The 14,158-nt window shown below is 74.4% G+C and carries 15 protein-coding genes; 8 read left to right on the top strand and 7 right to left on the bottom strand.

All coding sequences use genetic code 11. The annotated features are described in order from the left end of the window. Nucleotides 1-92: 92 nt before the first annotated feature. The 3 genes from DRV84_RS00075 to DRV84_RS00065 are packed head-to-tail and all read right to left on the bottom strand — an operon-like array spanning nucleotide 93 to nucleotide 1,201. Complete coding sequence (locus DRV84_RS00075) at nucleotides 93-395, bottom strand: hypothetical protein (protein ID WP_115977714.1); 303 nt, start codon at nucleotides 393-395, stop codon at nucleotides 93-95. Between the two features lie 41 nt (nucleotides 396-436). Then, nucleotides 437-835: a DUF2177 family protein gene (locus DRV84_RS00070; protein WP_115977713.1), complete on the bottom strand. Its 399-nt coding sequence runs from the start codon at nucleotides 833-835 to the stop codon at nucleotides 437-439. A 51-nt stretch (nucleotides 836-886) separates the two neighbouring features. Further along, complete coding sequence (locus DRV84_RS00065) at nucleotides 887-1,201, bottom strand: HPF/RaiA family ribosome-associated protein (RefSeq protein WP_115977712.1); 315 nt, start codon at nucleotides 1,199-1,201, stop codon at nucleotides 887-889. Between the two features lie 206 nt (nucleotides 1,202-1,407). Between DRV84_RS00065 and DRV84_RS00060 the strand changes: the two genes are divergently transcribed. From DRV84_RS00060 to DRV84_RS00035, 6 genes are all read left to right on the top strand, one after another. After that, nucleotides 1,408-1,593 (top strand): CTP synthetase, encoded by a 186-nt coding sequence (locus DRV84_RS00060; RefSeq protein WP_115977711.1) that lies wholly within the window; start codon nucleotides 1,408-1,410, stop codon nucleotides 1,591-1,593. Between the two features lie 4 nt (nucleotides 1,594-1,597). Further along, nucleotides 1,598-2,287 (top strand): NAD-dependent deacylase, encoded by a 690-nt coding sequence (locus tag DRV84_RS00055; RefSeq protein WP_115977710.1) that lies wholly within the window; start codon nucleotides 1,598-1,600, stop codon nucleotides 2,285-2,287. Nucleotides 2,288-2,427: 140 nt separating this feature from the next. After that, complete coding sequence (locus tag DRV84_RS00050; RefSeq protein ID WP_115977709.1) at nucleotides 2,428-3,561, top strand: ABC transporter permease; 1,134 nt, start codon at nucleotides 2,428-2,430, stop codon at nucleotides 3,559-3,561. A 2-nt stretch (nucleotides 3,562-3,563) separates the two neighbouring features. Beyond that, nucleotides 3,564-4,352 (top strand): ABC transporter ATP-binding protein, encoded by a 789-nt coding sequence (locus tag DRV84_RS00045; RefSeq protein WP_115978029.1) that lies wholly within the window; start codon nucleotides 3,564-3,566, stop codon nucleotides 4,350-4,352. A 9-nt stretch (nucleotides 4,353-4,361) separates the two neighbouring features. Beyond that, on the top strand, nucleotides 4,362-6,101 hold the full coding sequence (locus tag DRV84_RS00040; RefSeq protein WP_115977708.1) for an MlaD family protein: 1,740 nt from the start codon (nucleotides 4,362-4,364) through the stop codon (nucleotides 6,099-6,101). Between the two features lie 8 nt (nucleotides 6,102-6,109). After that, nucleotides 6,110-6,727: an ABC-type transport auxiliary lipoprotein family protein gene (locus tag DRV84_RS00035; protein WP_158547703.1), complete on the top strand. Its 618-nt coding sequence runs from the start codon at nucleotides 6,110-6,112 to the stop codon at nucleotides 6,725-6,727. A 79-nt stretch (nucleotides 6,728-6,806) separates the two neighbouring features. Here the strand turns inward: DRV84_RS00035 and DRV84_RS00030 are convergent, their stop codons facing one another. After that, nucleotides 6,807-7,265, bottom strand: coding sequence for a GNAT family N-acetyltransferase (locus tag DRV84_RS00030; protein WP_115977706.1), 459 nt, complete (start codon nucleotides 7,263-7,265; stop codon nucleotides 6,807-6,809). A gap of 178 nt (nucleotides 7,266-7,443) precedes the next feature. Here DRV84_RS00030 and DRV84_RS00025 point away from each other — a divergent pair, with 178 nt between their 5' ends. Further along, a complete protein-coding gene (locus tag DRV84_RS00025) occupies nucleotides 7,444-8,253 on the top strand; it encodes a response regulator (RefSeq protein WP_115977705.1) in 810 nt (269 codons plus the stop codon). A 22-nt stretch (nucleotides 8,254-8,275) separates the two neighbouring features. Here the strand turns inward: DRV84_RS00025 and ychF are convergent, their stop codons facing one another. Both ychF and DRV84_RS00015 read right to left on the bottom strand, forming a co-directional pair. Next, nucleotides 8,276-9,373, bottom strand: a complete 1,098-nt coding sequence (gene ychF, locus DRV84_RS00020) for a redox-regulated ATPase YchF (RefSeq protein WP_115977704.1) — start codon at nucleotides 9,371-9,373, stop codon at nucleotides 8,276-8,278. A 67-nt stretch (nucleotides 9,374-9,440) separates the two neighbouring features. Further along, nucleotides 9,441-9,644: a hypothetical protein gene (locus tag DRV84_RS00015; RefSeq protein WP_115977703.1), complete on the bottom strand. Its 204-nt coding sequence runs from the start codon at nucleotides 9,642-9,644 to the stop codon at nucleotides 9,441-9,443. A 1,280-nt stretch (nucleotides 9,645-10,924) separates the two neighbouring features. On the opposite strand from DRV84_RS00015, the gene chrA reads away from it, so the two are divergent. Then, nucleotides 10,925-12,142: a chromate efflux transporter gene (gene chrA / locus DRV84_RS00010; protein WP_115977702.1), complete on the top strand. Its 1,218-nt coding sequence runs from the start codon at nucleotides 10,925-10,927 to the stop codon at nucleotides 12,140-12,142. Between the two features lie 255 nt (nucleotides 12,143-12,397). Here the strand turns inward: chrA and DRV84_RS00005 are convergent, their stop codons facing one another. Further along, a complete protein-coding gene (locus tag DRV84_RS00005) occupies nucleotides 12,398-13,657 on the bottom strand; it encodes a vWA domain-containing protein (RefSeq protein WP_115977701.1) in 1,260 nt (419 codons plus the stop codon). Between the last annotated feature and the right edge of the window lie 501 nt (nucleotides 13,658-14,158).

Here is a 14,158-nt window from a genome sequence, read left to right as displayed (position 1 = left end):
CAGGGCGCGCCTATACGCGCGCGGCCGGGCGATGCCAAGGGCGGGCGATCGGTCGTGCACGGGCGCGCGGGCGGCGCCCTTGGGACGATGCGTCAGCCCCGCCCGGTCTGCGGCGCGGTCTCCCAGTGCTCGCCCATCGCGACGATGCAGGAGGTGCCGTGGGCGTAGCGCATCACCAGCGTCCAGCCGCCCTCCGCGTCGGTCCAGACTTCCATGACCTCGTCGGGGCTGCGCAGGCCGCTCGCGGTGCGGCGTTCGCCGAACTGCCGGGTGAGCCGGGCCTGCATCCGCTCGGTCGGCGCGCAGATCACCTCGGCGATGGGCGATGTGGCCGGGGCGGGCGACGCGGCCACGGCGACGGCCGCCCCGAGCAGGGCCGTTTGCAACAGTTTCATGACACCAATGTAACGGCGTCAGGACGCCCGGTCCATCCGCCTCAGCCGAAGGCGCGCAGCGCCGCCACCCCGGCCCAGGCGGCGACCGCGGTCAGCACCGTGCCCCAGGCGACGTCGGTGGCCACCATGCTCCAGTGCCAGTCGCGCAGGATCGCGTAGCTCGTGAACTCGTAGGTGCCGTAGGCCGCGAAGCCGAGCACCGCGCCGCCCAAGAGCGCCTGCGCCGGGTCGCCCACGCGCAGCGCCGGGACCGAAACGAGGTAGAGCAGCGCCGCGACATAGGCGAGGTAGAAGGCCGCGGCCGCCCCGAGGCGCAGGTTCTCGGCCATGATCGGGCCGATGCGCGCCTCGAAGAGCGGCTTGAGCACGAGGTTGAGCATCACCGCGTCGAGGATCAGGAACACGAGCGCGGTGACGAGGTAGAGCGTGACGATCTGCATGGGCGGCGCCTCCTTTGCCGGGGATACGGGCGCGGCGGCGCCGCGGATCGCTCAGCGCTTGTCCGAGAGCTTGCCGAACTCGTGGTCGAGGCGGTGGCGCATCTTGCGCGCGGCGCCCTTCACGGCGGCGGCCACGGTCGTGTCGTCGTGCTGCGCGCCGAAGGGGCGCAGGCCCTCGGGCCGGGCCTCGACGGTGGCGCGGATGTCGACGCCGCCCTTGTCGGCGTTCATGTCCTTGAGATGCACCTCCACCGCGGAGAGGCGCTTTTCCAGCGGGCCGAGGGCAGCGTGGATCGCCTCCTCGACGACCTCCTGCAGCCGTTCGTCGCCGTGGATGTGGTTGTCGGTGTTGACCTGTATGTGCATCGAAGCTCCTCATTCCGCTGGCCGGACGCCGCGCCCCGCGGGCGGGCCCGGGGGTGCGACGGCAACGCGCGCGCCGCCCCGTCCGGTCCCGCGTCCGGCGATTTTCAGTCGTGACGCCGGCAGGCCGGCGCCGCCCTGATTTGGATCAAGGCCCGCGACGCAGGGGGATGCAAGGGTCCGGGCGGAAAATCATGAGAGAGAGCGTCATGTTCAAACTCGCCCTCGTGCTGCACATCTTCATCGGCGCCACCCTCGCGGGGAGCGCGATCATCGCCGTGCTGGTGGCCGGCTACGGCACGCTCTGGCCGATCGTGATCGCCGGGCTCGCCGGGTTCATCGGCGGCTTCCCGGTGAGCTGGCTCGTCGCGCGGCAACTCTACGAGGAAGGCTGACCCGGTGCGCGTGACGATCCTGACCGGCGCGGGGATCAGCGCCGAGTCCGGGCTCGGCACCTTCCGCGACGCCGGCGGTCTCTGGACGCGCTACCCGCTGGAGGAGGTCGCCACGCCCGAGGGCTGGCGCCGCGATCCGGCGAAGTTGCTCGCGTTCTACGACGCGCGCCGCGCGCAGGCGGCCGCGGCGCGGCCCAACCCGGCGCACGACGCGCTCGCGCGGCTCGAGGCGGAGCTCGACGGGCAGGTGACGATCGTCACGCAGAACGTCGATTCGCTGCACGAGGCGGCGGGCGCGCGCAACGTCGTGCACATGCACGGCCGGCTCGACCGGGCGCTCTGCGCGGCCTGCGACCACCGCTGGCCCGCGCCCGCGCGGATGGCGCCGGACGATCCCTGCCCCAGCTGCGGCGCGCCGGCGACGCGGCCCGACGTCGTGTGGTTCGGCGAGATGCCCTACGAGATCGAGACGATCCTCGCGGCGCTGGGCGAGGCCGATCTCTTCGTCTCGATCGGCACCTCCGGCGAAGTCTATCCCGCCGCCGGCTTCGTCGAGGAGGCCGCCGCGCGGGGCATCCGCACGCTCGAGCTCAACCTCGAGGCCTCGCGGGGCAGCGCGCTCTTCGACGAGGCGCGGCAGGGTCCGGCGAGCACGCTGGTCCCGGCGTGGGTCGCGGAGATGCTGGGCGACTGAGCGCGGGGCCGTTTCCTCCGGCCCGGCTTCGTGCGATGTAAGCCCTCCGGCGGCGCTCATCGCGCCCGGTCGGGCGCTCTTCGCGAGGAGGGCCCGCACGGGCCCGAGGAGCGGCGCGGGCCCCGGGGACGAGAGGCCGGATGGACGGGAACGACGCAGGCGAGGCAGGCGGGCTCAGGCTCGCGGCGGAGGGCGCGGAGACCCGCGCCCTGCTGACGGGCGCGCTCGGCCTCGCCGATCTGCCCGATCTTCAGGCGCGCCTCGCGCGGATCGAGGGGCCCGTCACCTTCGACCTCTCCGGGGCGCGGCGAATCGACACCGCCGTCGCCTGGGCGCTGCTGACCGCGCGCGACCGGCTGGCCGCGGGCGGCACGCGGGCCGAGATCGCGGGCGCGACGGGCGACGTGGCCGCGATCCTCGAGACGGTGCGCGCCGCCCTGCCCGAGCCCGAGCCGCAGCCCGGCCCGCCGCGCGGCCTCCGCGTCCAGATCGAGCGCCTCGGCGCGCATGTCGCGGGCGGCTGGGAGGGCTTCCTGAGTTTCCTCGGCCTGCTCGGCCTCTTCGTCGCGCGGCTCTTCGGCGCGCTCCTGCGCCCGCGAGAGTTCCGGCTCACCGCGCTCGCCCACCACTGTCAGGCGGTGGGGCTTCAGGCGGTGCCGATCGTCGCGCTCATGTCCTTCCTGATCGGCGTGGTGCTCGCCTTTCAGGGCTCGGCGCAACTGCGGCAGTTCGGGGCGGAGGTCTTCGTGGTCGATCTGATCGCGATCTCCATCCTGCGCGAGCTCGGCATCCTGCTGACCGCGATCATCGTGGCGGGGCGCACGGCCTCGGCCTTCACGGCGGCCATCGGCTCCATGAAGATGCGCGAGGAGATCGACGCCATGCGCACCCTCGGCATCGATCCGGGCCACGCGCTGATCGTGCCGCGGGTCCTCGCGCTCGTGCTGATGCTGCCGATCCTCGGGCTTCTGGCCAATGTCGCGGGGCTCTTCGGGGGCGCGCTGATGTCGTGGATCGAGCTCGGCATCTCGCCGGCGATGTTCATGACGCGGCTCTCGGAGGGCACGGACCTGAACCATGCCGCGGTCGGCCTCGTGAAGGCGCCGGTCTTCGCCGTGCTGATCGGGGTGATCGGCTGCCGGGCGGGGCTTCAGGTCGGATCGACGGCCGAATCGCTCGGCCGCATGACCTCGGCGGCGGTGGTGGCGGCGATCTTCGCGGTGATCCTCGCCGACGCGCTCTTTTCCATCTTCTTCCAGCAGATCGGAGTGTGAGCGTGGCGGAGACGGTGATCGAGGTGCGCGGCCTGCGCACGCAGTTCGGCCCCCATGTCGTGCACGACGGGCTCGACCTCGACGTCCGGCGCGGCGAGATCCTCGGCGTCGTCGGCGGCTCGGGCACCGGCAAATCGGTGCTTCTGCGCGCGATCACCGGGCTCGTAACCCCGGCGGCGGGGCGCGTGCGGATGCTCGGCACCGACATGCAGGACGCGCGCGAGGCGGAGCTCGACGCGCTCGCCGCGCGCATCGGCGTGATGTTCCAGGACGGGGCGCTCTTCTCCTCGCTCACGGTGCGCGAGAATGTGGAGACGCCGCTCACCACCCTGTCGCACCTCGACGCGGAGACGCGCGAGAGCCTCGCGCGGCTCAAGATCTCGCTCGCCGGGCTGCCGTGGTCGGCGGGGGACAAGTATCCCTCCGAGCTCTCGGGCGGCATGCGCAAGCGCGCGGGGCTCGCCCGCGCGCTCGCCCTCGACCCCGAGATCGTCTTTCTGGACGAGCCGACGGCGGGCCTCGACCCGATCGGCGCAGCGGACTTCGACGAGCTGATCCGCGGGCTCTCGACGGCGCTCGGGCTGACCGTCTTTCTGGTGACCCACGATCTCGACACGCTCTACGCCACCTGCGACCGGATCGCCGTTCTCGCCGAGAAGCGAGTGCTCGTGACCGGCACGCTCGACGACATGCTGGAGGTCGATCACCCCTGGGTGCGCGCGTATTTCCAGGGGCCGCGCGCCCGCGCCGCGCGCGGCGAGGAGATTGCGACGCCTCCCGCGGACGCGTAAGCCCGAGGGATGGAGACACGCGCGAACTACCTGCTGATCGGCGCCTTCACCCTCGCGGGGTTTCTCGGGCTGCTCGGGTTCCTGCTGTGGTTCGCCCGCGTCGAGCTCGACCGGCAGTTCGACTATTACGACATCGTGTTTCCGACGGTGACGGGGCTCTCGTCGGCCTCCGAGGTGCGCTTCAGCGGTCTGCCCGTGGGGCAGGTGGTGGACGTCGCCCTCGCCCCGGACCGCAGCGGGCGGGTGCGCGTGGGCGTCGAGCTGGACGCGGCGACGCCCGTGCGCACCTCGAGCGTCGCCACCGTCGAGACGCTCGGCGTCACCGGGCAGGGCTACGTCAGCATCTCGTCGGGCGATCCGGGCGATCCGCTGCTCGAACGCGCCTCGGAGGCGGAGATCCCCGAGATCGAGGCGGGGCGCTCGGTCCTTCAGACGCTGACGGCCGACGCCCCGCGGATCCTCGAGGAGGTGCTCGAGGTCACGCGGCAGGTGGGCGAGGTGCTCGGCCCCGACAACCAGCGCCGCGTCGCCAACATCCTCGAAAACGTCGAGGACTCCTCCGCCCGCCTCTCGCAGGCGCTCGACGACGTCTCGTCGGTCACGCGCACCATGGCGGAGGCGACCGAGGACATCGGCGCCTTCACCGCGCGGCTCGAGGACATCTCGGGCAGCGCGCAGGCCACGCTCGAGACCGCGGACGACACGCTGCGCGATGTCGGCCGCCTCGCCGAGCGGGCCGAAGGCACGCTCGAGACGGGCGACGCTGCGCTCGAGAGCGGGCGGCGCACCTTCGATCGCGCGAACGCCTTCCTCGAGACGGAGCTGCCGGGCCTCGTCTCCGAGCTCGAGACCACGCTCGCCGAGCTGCGCGCCGAGGTCGGGCGCGTGGGCGACGACGCGGGCGCGACGCTCGCCGAGTTCCGCCGCACGGGCGAGGTCGCCACCGCGCGGCTCGAGGAGGCGGAGGCCACCATCGCCGCCGCCGACAGGGTGCTCGCCGAGGTCTCGGACAGCGTCGCGGCGGTGGAGGCGGCGGCGACGCGCCTCGACCGCTTCGTGGCCGAGGACGGGACCGCGCTGGTGGCCGAGGCGCGGACCTTCCTCGCCAACGCCGACGAAGTGGCGCGCGCCGCCGTCACCGTGGCCGAGGAGGACCTGCCCGCGATCCTCGCCGACATCCGGAGCGCGACCGAGACCGCGGCGGCGACCGTCGAGAGCGTCGGCGCCGATCTCTCCGCCGCCGCCGGGCGGGCCGACGCCATCTCGGCCGAGGCGGCGGAGACGCTCGACACGGTCTCGTCGACCTTCGAAAGCGCCAACGCCACGCTGGAGCGCCTGAACGGCGCGATCGAGACGGGCGACTCGGCGCTCTCGGCGGCCGAGGAGGCCTTCACCGCCGCCGACACCGTGCTGCGCGAGGACGCGCAAGAGATCGTCGCCGGGCTGCGCGACACGCTCGACCGGCTCGACGCCGCCATCGGCGCGGTCGCCGAGGACGTGCCCGCGATCACCGCGCAGATCCGGCGCACGGCAGAGCGCGCCGACGCCACCTTCGCCGGGGTCGAGGGCGCGGCGGAGCGGCTCGGCCCGCGCCTCGAGACCTTCGCCGACGAAGGGCTGCCGCAGTACACCCGCCTCGCCCGCGAGGGGCGCGAACTCGTGGACAACCTGCGCCAGCTCGTGCGCCAGATCGAGCGCGACCCGGCGCGCTACTTCCTGGGCCGCGAAGCGCCCGCCTACAGACGATGAGGTCCGCCATGCGCCGCGCCCTGCTCCTCTGTCTCGCCGCCGTGACGCTCTCGGGCTGCGCCGCGCTCGGCGCGCTCGACCGCGCGGCCGAGCCTCTCGACGTGCACGAGCTGCGCGCGCCGGCGGAGGTGCCCGCGGCCCCCGGGGGCGGGGCGGCGCAGGTGGTGGTGGAGGCGCCCTCCGCCGCCGGCGCCATCGCGACGGACCGCATCCTCGTGCGCGAGGGCGCCACGCAGGTCGCCTATCTGCCCGACGCGCGCTGGAGCGCCGAGGCGCCCGAGATGGTGCGCTCCGCCATGGTCGAGACGCTGATCCGCGCGGGTGCCTTCGGCTTCGTCGGCCGCCGCCCGCTCGGCGCCACGGGGGACTATGCGCTGGTCTCGGAACTGGTGGATTTCGGCGCGCGGCCCGAGGCCGGGGGCGAGGGCGCCGAGGTCGCGATGACCCTCGTCGCGCGCCTCGTGCGCGAGCGCGACGCCGAGATCGTGGCCGCGCGCCGCTTCGCCCATGCCGTGCGCGTGCCCGACACCTCGACGCCCGCGCTCCTCTCGGGCTTCGCGGCGGTTTCGGACGCGGTGCTGACCGATCTGGCGGGCTGGGCGGCGCGCGCCGCGGGGCGCGGCTGAGGGGCGGCCCGGCGTATCCGGCAGGTAGCGGGGCCGGCGCCCGCCTGCCCTGTCCGTCGCGCGGAGCCGCGCGCGAGCCTCAGTCCAGGTCGCGCCGCATGGTGGCGAGGCCGTTCCGGCGCGAGATCTCCTCGTAGCCCGCGCCGTGATAGAGGTTCACCGCCGCCGGGTTGTCGAGCTCGACCTTGAGCGTGATCGTCAGCGCGCCGAGATCGCGCGCCGCGCTCTCGGCCAGCTCGGCGAGGCGCGCGCCGCTGCCGCCGCGCATCGCCTCCTCGACGAAGACATAGGCGAGGTGCCGCACCTCCGGCCCGATGCCGACGCGCAGCGCGAAGAAGCCCACCTCGCGGCCCGCGCCGTCCACGAGGTAGAAGGCCTCGTCGTCGGCCTCGTTCAGCCATTTCTCGCGCCATTCGGCGGCGTCGAAGGGGTGCTTGGCGCTCGGATTGACGCGGGCGAGATCGTCGGGATCGGCGAGGAGCCGGGCCAGCGGCGCGAGATCGCGCGTCGCACTGCGGCGGGTGGCGAGTTCCGTCATCGGGCCTCCGTTCGGTTGCCGTCTGGTTGCCGTGTCGCTGCGGTCGGGCCGTGCCTCTCACGGCCGGGCGCGCGACGAAACCCGGGGGCGGGAATTCGACCCGGGCGGCGACCTCGTGTATGGAACCGGGGGCGCGCGACGCGCGTTGACGGGTTGGACAGACTTCAGGGGAGCGACCATGACAGACGCAGACTCCGCGGCGCCCAAGACCGACGCGCTGGGCGAGGCCCTGCCCTACCTCCGCCGTTACGCGCGCGCCCTGACCGGGCGACAGGCGAGCGGCGACCGCTACGCCGCCGCCGCGCTCGAGGCGCTTCTGGAGGATGCCTCCGCGCTCGACCGGTTCGCGCCGCATGTCGCGCTGTTCCATGTCTTCCACCGCCTCTGGGCGAGCGCCGGCACGCCGGTCGCGGAAACGCCCGAGGGGATCGAGGGGCGCGCCCAGCGCCACCTCGCGCGGCTGACGCCCAACAGCCGCGAGGCGCTCCTCCTGCACGCGGTCGAGGGCTTCGGCTTCGACGAGATCGGGCAGGTGATGGACCTGCCCGAGAGCGAGGCGCGCGAGCTCGTCGAGATCGCGCGGCAGGAGATGAGCGACGCGACCACGGGCAAGGTGCTGATCGTGGAGGACGAGGCGATCATCGCCATGGACCTCGAAACGGTCGTCGCCGACCTCGGTCACAAGGTCACCGGGATCGCGCGCACGCGCGACCGCGCCGTGGAGCTCGCCGCCGAGGAAGTGCCGGACCTCGTGCTCTGCGACATCCAGCTCGCCGACGATTCCTCGGGCATCGACGCGGCGAACGAGATCCTCGAGCAGTTCGGCGAGCGGCCGGTGATCTTCATCACCGCCTTCCCCGAGCGGCTGCTCACCGGGGAGCGGCCGGAACCCGCCTTCCTGATCGCCAAGCCCTACTCCGAGGAGCAGGTGCGCTCGGCCGTCGCTCAGGCGATGTTCTTCTCCTCGACCGAGACGCTGCGGGCCTGACCCGCGGCGCGCGGGCCTCGCGTCAGGCCCCGTGCAGGATGTTGAGCACGTCGCCGTCCTGCACGACGTAGGCCTTGCCTTCGGCGCGGAGCTTGCCGGCCTCGCGCGCCTTCGCCTCGCCGCCCAAGGCCACGTAGTCGTCGTAGGCGACCGTCTCGGCGCGGATGAAGGCCTTCTCGAAATCGCCGTGGATGACGCCGGCGGCCTGCGGCGCTGTGGCGCCGCGCGGGATCGTCCAGGCGCGCGCCTCCTTCGGCCCGGCGGTGAAGAAGGTCTGAAGCCCCAGCAGGTCGTAGCCCGCGCGGATCAGCCGGTCGAGCCCCGGCTCCTCGAGGCCCATCTCCTCGAGGAACATCTCCGCCTCCGCGGCGTCGAGCTGCGCGAGCTCCTCCTCGATGCGCGCGGAGATCACGACGACGCCCGCGCCCTGCGCGGCGGCCATCTCGGCGACGCGGGCGGACTGCGCATTGCCCGTCCCGGCGGAGCCCTCCTCGACGTTGCAGACGTAGAGCACCGGCTTCGACGTCAGGAGCTGCAGCATGCGCCAGGCCTTGCGGTCGTCCTCGGCGACCTCGACCGTGCGGGCGGGCCTGCCCTCCTCCAGCGCGGCGAAGGCGGCCCTGAGCAGGCGCTCCTGCGTGACGGCCTCCGCGTCGCCGCCGCGCACCTTGCGCGCGATGGTCTGAAGGCGGCGTTCGATGCTCTCCATGTCGGCGATCATCAGCTCGGTCTCGATGGTCTCGGCGTCGGCCACCGGATCGACGCGCCCCTCGACATGCGCCACGTCGCCGTCCTCGAAGCAGCGCAGGACATGGGCGATCGCGTCCACCTCGCGGATGTTGGCGAGGAACTGGTTGCCGAGCCCCTCCCCCTTCGAGGCGCCGCGCACGAGGCCCGCGATGTCCACGAAGGTCAGCCGCGCCGGGATCGTCTGCTTCGACCCGGCGATCCCGGCGAGCGTGTCGAGCCGGCGGTCGGGCACCGCCACCTCGCCCACGTTGGGCTCGATCGTGCAGAAGGGAAAATTCGCCGCCTGCGCCGCGGCGGTCCGGGTGAGGGCGTTGAAGAGCGTGGACTTGCCCACGTTCGGCAGCCCAACGATACCCATGCGAAATCCCATGCCCGTCTCCCTCAAGCGCAGCGTAGCTTCTCTAGGGGCCGTGTCCGGCCCATGCAAGCCGCCCGGCTCAGTCGCGCCCGCGCCGGGCGCGGCGCTCTTCGCCCGCCTGGAGGATCAGCAGCCAGGCCAGGAGCACGAACATCGGATGCGTGAGCCCGCCGGAGACGAGGATCGCCGGCACCCAGATCAGGAACACCACGAGGGCGACGACGGGCCGCCCCGCGATCAGGATCGAAAGCGGCGGCAGAAGGAGCGCGAGGACGTAGTTCATGAATGGAAGATAGGGCCGGCGCGGCTCGCGTGCGAGGGAACGGCTGCACGGGACGACGAACGGGCCGACACCGTTCCCGCCGCCGCGTGCGAGGGGCCGGCCGCCCGCCGCGCGCCGGGGGCGGGCCGCGCGCATGGGCGGCACCGGCCCGCGCGCGGCCTCGGACACGACGATGTGCGCGGACGCCTGACAGGGTTAAGCGTGGTGCCGCCTCGGACATAAAGAGGTGCGCGGACGTCTGACGGACACCCGCGTGGCCCGCGGGCGATGCGACAGGGGTGGTCCTCGCCGTCACGACGATTGCGAACCGCTCCTGGGGCTCGACCGCCCCAAACGGCGCGGGGCGCCCGACCGCCCCGGCCGACTGGGGCGGCCCCGGCATCATCCGGTAACCGGACGAGCCAGCCGTAGGACGCAGGCCGTAACGGCGTTAGCGCGACGAGGGCCGTCGTGCCGTCCCGACAGGTGCGCCCCGGCTCTCCAGTGGCCCGACCGCTCCCGAACGGCGCGGGGCGCCCGACTGCACCGGCCGACTGGGGCGCTCCCTGTGTCATCCTGTAACCCGAGGGTCCGGAGGTGGGAGCGGGCAGTACCCGCATCGACGCGACTGGGATCATCGTCGTTTTCCTGGCGAACGGCCCGAACGGGTGCGACGCGGCGCTCCTGCGGCTCGGCCGCTGCAGGGGCGCGGGGTGCCCGAACACCCCGGTCGAATGGCGCGGCCACCGTGTCAGCCGGTGAAGCGACGGCCTGGAGACGGAACGCAGGCCGTAGCGGCATCGACGCGACGAGGGCCGTCGTCGCCGTCTTGACGATTGCGAACCGCTCCCGTGGCTCGACCGCCCCCAAAGGGCGCGGGACGACCGACTGCACAGACCGGCTGGGGCGCTCCCGGCGCTACCCGGCGACAGGACGCGCCAGCCATAGGACGCAGGCCGTAACGGCGTTAGCGCGACGAGGGCCGTCGTGCCGTTGCGACGGGTGCGACCCGGCTCTCCAGTGGCCCGACCGCTCCCGAACGGCGCGGGGCGCCCGACTGCACCGGCCAACTGGGGCGCTCCCCGCGAAACCCGGTAACCCGACGGCCCCGTGGCGGGACGCTGGCACGACACGCGCCGCGCGCGGCCGGACGGGCGCGGCGGCCGCCGGCGGCTGGCTCGCCCGACGCGCGCCCGCCCGGCCGCTCCGAGCGACGCGGGCCGGAGGCCGACGGCGTGTCGTGAAACTGTCACATCCCGCCGTCAGGGAGAGCGGGTCACGCACGCAGGGCCGAGGCACGGATGACCGCGACACCCGAGACGACATCGCAGCCGGCGCCGCGCGGGACGGCGGGGGAGGTCTTCGCCGCCTTCCTCAAGCTCGGGCTGACCTCCTTCGGCGGGCCGGTCGCGCACCTCGGCTATTTCCGCGACGAGCTGGTCACGCGGCGCGGCTGGCTCTCGGACCGCGCCTATGCCGACCTCGTCGCGCTCTGCCAGTTCCTGCCCGGCCCGGCCTCGAGCCAGGTGGGCTTCGCGCTCGGCATGATGCGCGGCGGCTGGCTCGGCGGTCTCGCCGCCTTCGCGGCCTTCACCGCGCCCTCGGCGCTGCTGCTGCTCGCGGTGGCGCTCGGCGCGGCCGCGCTCTCCGGGCCGATCGGCACCGGTGCGCTGGAGGGGCTGAAGATCGTCGCCGTCGCCATCGTGGCGCAGGCGGTCATGGGCATGGCGGCCTCGCTCTGCCCCGACCGGGCGCGGGCGAGCATCGCGGTCGGCGCGGTGGCGCTGCTCGCCGTCGTGCCCGGCGCGGCCGGCATGGTGAGCGCGATCGCCCTCGGCATGCTCGCCGGGCTCGCGCTCGGGCGCGGCACCGGGGCGCCCCCGGGCGGCGACGTGGCGGTGCCGGTCGGGCGCGGCGCGGCCCTCGCCGCGCTCGCCGCCTTCGCGGCGCTGCTCGTCGCGCTGCCGCTGCTCGCCGGGCTCGGCCAGACGCTGGCCCTGCTCGACGCCTTCTACCGCTCCGGCGCGCTAGTCTTCGGGGGCGGGCATGTCGTGCTGCCGCTCCTGCAGGCGGAGACGGTCGCGCCGGGCTGGGTGACGGCCGACGCCTTCCTCGCGGGCTACGGCGCGGCGCAGGCGGTGCCGGGGCCGCTCTTCACCTTCGCCGCCTACCTCGGCGCGGTGCTGGAGCCCGCGCCCAACGGGCTCGCCGGCGCCGCGCTCGCGCTCGGCGCGCTCTTCCTGCCGGGCTTTCTGATCCTGATCGGCGTGCTGCCGTTCTGGGACCGGTTCCGGCGCATGGCGCAGGCGCAGTCGGCGATGCAGGGGGCGAACGCGGCGGTGGTCGGCATCCTCGGTGCCGCGCTCTATACGCCCGTCTTCACGAGCGCCGTGGGCGACTTGCGCGACCTCGCGCTCGCGCTCCTGTGTTTCGTCCTGCTCACCCTGTGGAAGGCGCCCCCCTGGGCGGTCGTGGCCGTGGCCGCGACCGGGGGCGCCGGGCTGGCGCTGGCGGGATGAGGCGGGCGGGGCGCGCGCGCCTGTCCTCATGCCGCGGGACGCGGGAGAGCGGGGACCCGACGGCCGGGCCGGCATGGCGGCACGACGCCCCGCGAGGCCGTCCCCGCGAGCGGGCGAACCGGGACGCCGGGCCCGCGAACCGCTCGGAACAGGCCTGTCCTCCGGCGGCCGTCCCGTGGCGCGGCACGGCGGGGCCCCGGGGCGGGCCCGGCCAAGTCGCACCGACCGTGAAACCGGCGCGCGGGCGGCTGTCGCTCACCCCGAGAAGGCCGCCATCAGCCGCGCCTTTTCGCCCGCGTCGTCGGGGCGCGAGATCGTCGCGGCGAGGTCCTCGAGCGTGGCGATGGAGTGTCCCGCGCGGAAGCTGTCGACATGCGGCAGCATTGCGCGGATGCCCGTGGCGCGCGGCGCGAAGTCGTCGTAGCGCAGGAGCGGGTTGATCCAGACGAGGCGGCGGGCGGTGAGCTGGAGCCGCTCCATCTGACGCGCGAGGCGCTCGGGATCGCCCCGGTCGAGCCCGTCGGTGATCAGGAGCACCACCGCCCCCTGCCCCATGACGCGGCGCGACCAGTCGCGGTTGAAGGCGTGCAGGCAGTCGCCGATGCGCGTGCCGCCCTCCCAGTCCTGCGCCTCCGCCCCCGCGGCGGCGAGGGCCGCGTCCACGTCGCGGGTGCGCAGGTGGCGCGTGACGTTCGTCAGCCGCGTGCCGAAGGTGAAGGCGTGCACCTCCGCCCAACCCGCGCCCTGCCGGTTCGAGACCGCGTGCAGGAAATGCAGGAGCACGCGGCTGTAGCGGCTCATTGAGCCCGAGATGTCGCAGAGCGCGACGAGATTGGGCCAGCGCGGGCGCGGCCGGGTCCGCGCGAGGCGGCTCACCTCCCCGCCGGTGCGCATCGCGGCGCGCAGCGTGCGGCGGCGGTCGATCGCGCGCCCGGCCGCGGCGGCGGCCGCCCGGCGCGAGGGAACGGGGCGGACGGGCAGCGAGAGACGCGCGAGCATGCGCTTCGCCTGCGCGATCTCCTCGGTGCTCATCTGCTCGAAGTCGAGGGTGCGCAACCGCTCCTCGGCGGAGGTGGTGCGCGCGGCGTCCACCTCGATCTCGGTCTCTTCGGGCGGCTCCGCCTCGGCCTCGCGCAGGGGGCTCTCAGCGCCGGCGAGCAGCGCCTCGGCGGCGCGTTTCTCGGCCGCCTGCGCCGCACGCTCCTCGGCGACGCCGCGCACGGCCGGAAGCATCATGGCCATCATGTGCTCCATGAAGCGGGGATCGCGCCAGAAGAGGCGGAAGACCTGCGCGAAGGCGCGCCGCTCCTCGGCGCGGGAGACGAAGCAGGCCTCGAGCACGTGGTAGAAATCGCGCTTGTCGGTGAAGCCCGCCGCTTCCACCGCGCGGATCGCGTCGGCCACCCGCCCGGTGCCCACCCGGAGCCCCGCCCGGCGCAGCGCGCGGGCGAAATGGACGAGGTTCGCGACGAGCTGCGGGTCGTCGGGCAGATCGAGGGGCGCGTGCTCGGGCATCGGGGTCAGGCGCTCACGGGGCCGGGACGCGGGGACCGGAGGGCGGCGCGGAGGACGCCGTCGGCAGGGGGCGCCGCCCCCGTCCGCCTGCGGCGGCCTCCCCCGGGATATTTTCCGCAAGAGGAAGGGACCGGGACCCGTCGCGGCGCGCGGGGCCTGTCATAGAGGTCGGGGGCGCGTGGGGACGGCGCGCGGACAGACTCCGGCCGCGCACGGGGCGTCGGCGGCAGAGGGGGCGCTGCCCCCGTCCGCCTGCGGCGGACTCCCCCGGGATATTTTCGCCAAGAAGAAGACCGGGGCCGGGACCGAGCGGGGGCTCCGTCGCGTGGGCGTGCGGGCGAAAGGTGGCGGAAGCGGCAGGCGGCGCGCGCGGGGACGGGGCCCCGGGCGGCGGCCGGTGGTGTCCGGGAGCGGGCGGCGACGCGACGCGCGGGCTTCGGCGGAGGGGCGGTGCGGAGACCTGCGGCGGGGCGCGCGCGGCGCGCGGCGCGGCCGGGGGCG

This window comes from Rhodosalinus sediminis, assembly GCF_003385555.1.
Taxonomy (GTDB): Bacteria; Pseudomonadota; Alphaproteobacteria; order Rhodobacterales; family Rhodobacteraceae; genus Rhodosalinus; species Rhodosalinus sediminis.
This window is presented reverse-complemented; position numbering and strand designations above follow the sequence as displayed.

Excerpts from the sequence above, each read along its gene's own strand:
- DRV84_RS00040 (WP_115977708.1), top strand. The coding sequence starts at position 4,362 with ATGGAGACACGCGCGAACTACCTGCTGATCGGCGCCTTCACCCTCGCG.
- DRV84_RS00035 (WP_158547703.1), top strand. The coding sequence starts at position 6,110 with ATGCGCCGCGCCCTGCTCCTCTGTCTCGCCGCCGTGACGCTCTCGGGC.
- DRV84_RS00050 (WP_115977709.1), top strand. The coding sequence starts at position 2,428 with ATGGACGGGAACGACGCAGGCGAGGCAGGCGGGCTCAGGCTCGCGGCG.
- DRV84_RS00005 (WP_115977701.1), bottom strand. The coding sequence starts at position 13,657 with ATGCCCGAGCACGCGCCCCTCGATCTGCCCGACGACCCGCAGCTCGTC.
- chrA (WP_115977702.1), top strand. The coding sequence starts at position 10,925 with ATGACCGCGACACCCGAGACGACATCGCAGCCGGCGCCGCGCGGGACG.
- DRV84_RS00015 (WP_115977703.1), bottom strand. The coding sequence starts at position 9,644 with ATGAACTACGTCCTCGCGCTCCTTCTGCCGCCGCTTTCGATCCTGATC.
- DRV84_RS00065 (WP_115977712.1), bottom strand. The coding sequence starts at position 1,201 with ATGCACATACAGGTCAACACCGACAACCACATCCACGGCGACGAACGG.
- DRV84_RS00030 (WP_115977706.1), bottom strand. The coding sequence starts at position 7,265 with ATGACGGAACTCGCCACCCGCCGCAGTGCGACGCGCGATCTCGCGCCG.
- DRV84_RS00070 (WP_115977713.1), bottom strand. The coding sequence starts at position 835 with ATGCAGATCGTCACGCTCTACCTCGTCACCGCGCTCGTGTTCCTGATC.
- DRV84_RS00025 (WP_115977705.1), top strand. The coding sequence starts at position 7,444 with ATGACAGACGCAGACTCCGCGGCGCCCAAGACCGACGCGCTGGGCGAG.
- ychF (WP_115977704.1), bottom strand. The coding sequence starts at position 9,373 with ATGGGATTTCGCATGGGTATCGTTGGGCTGCCGAACGTGGGCAAGTCC.
- DRV84_RS00075 (WP_115977714.1), bottom strand. The coding sequence starts at position 395 with ATGAAACTGTTGCAAACGGCCCTGCTCGGGGCGGCCGTCGCCGTGGCC.
- DRV84_RS00060 (WP_115977711.1), top strand. The coding sequence starts at position 1,408 with ATGTTCAAACTCGCCCTCGTGCTGCACATCTTCATCGGCGCCACCCTC.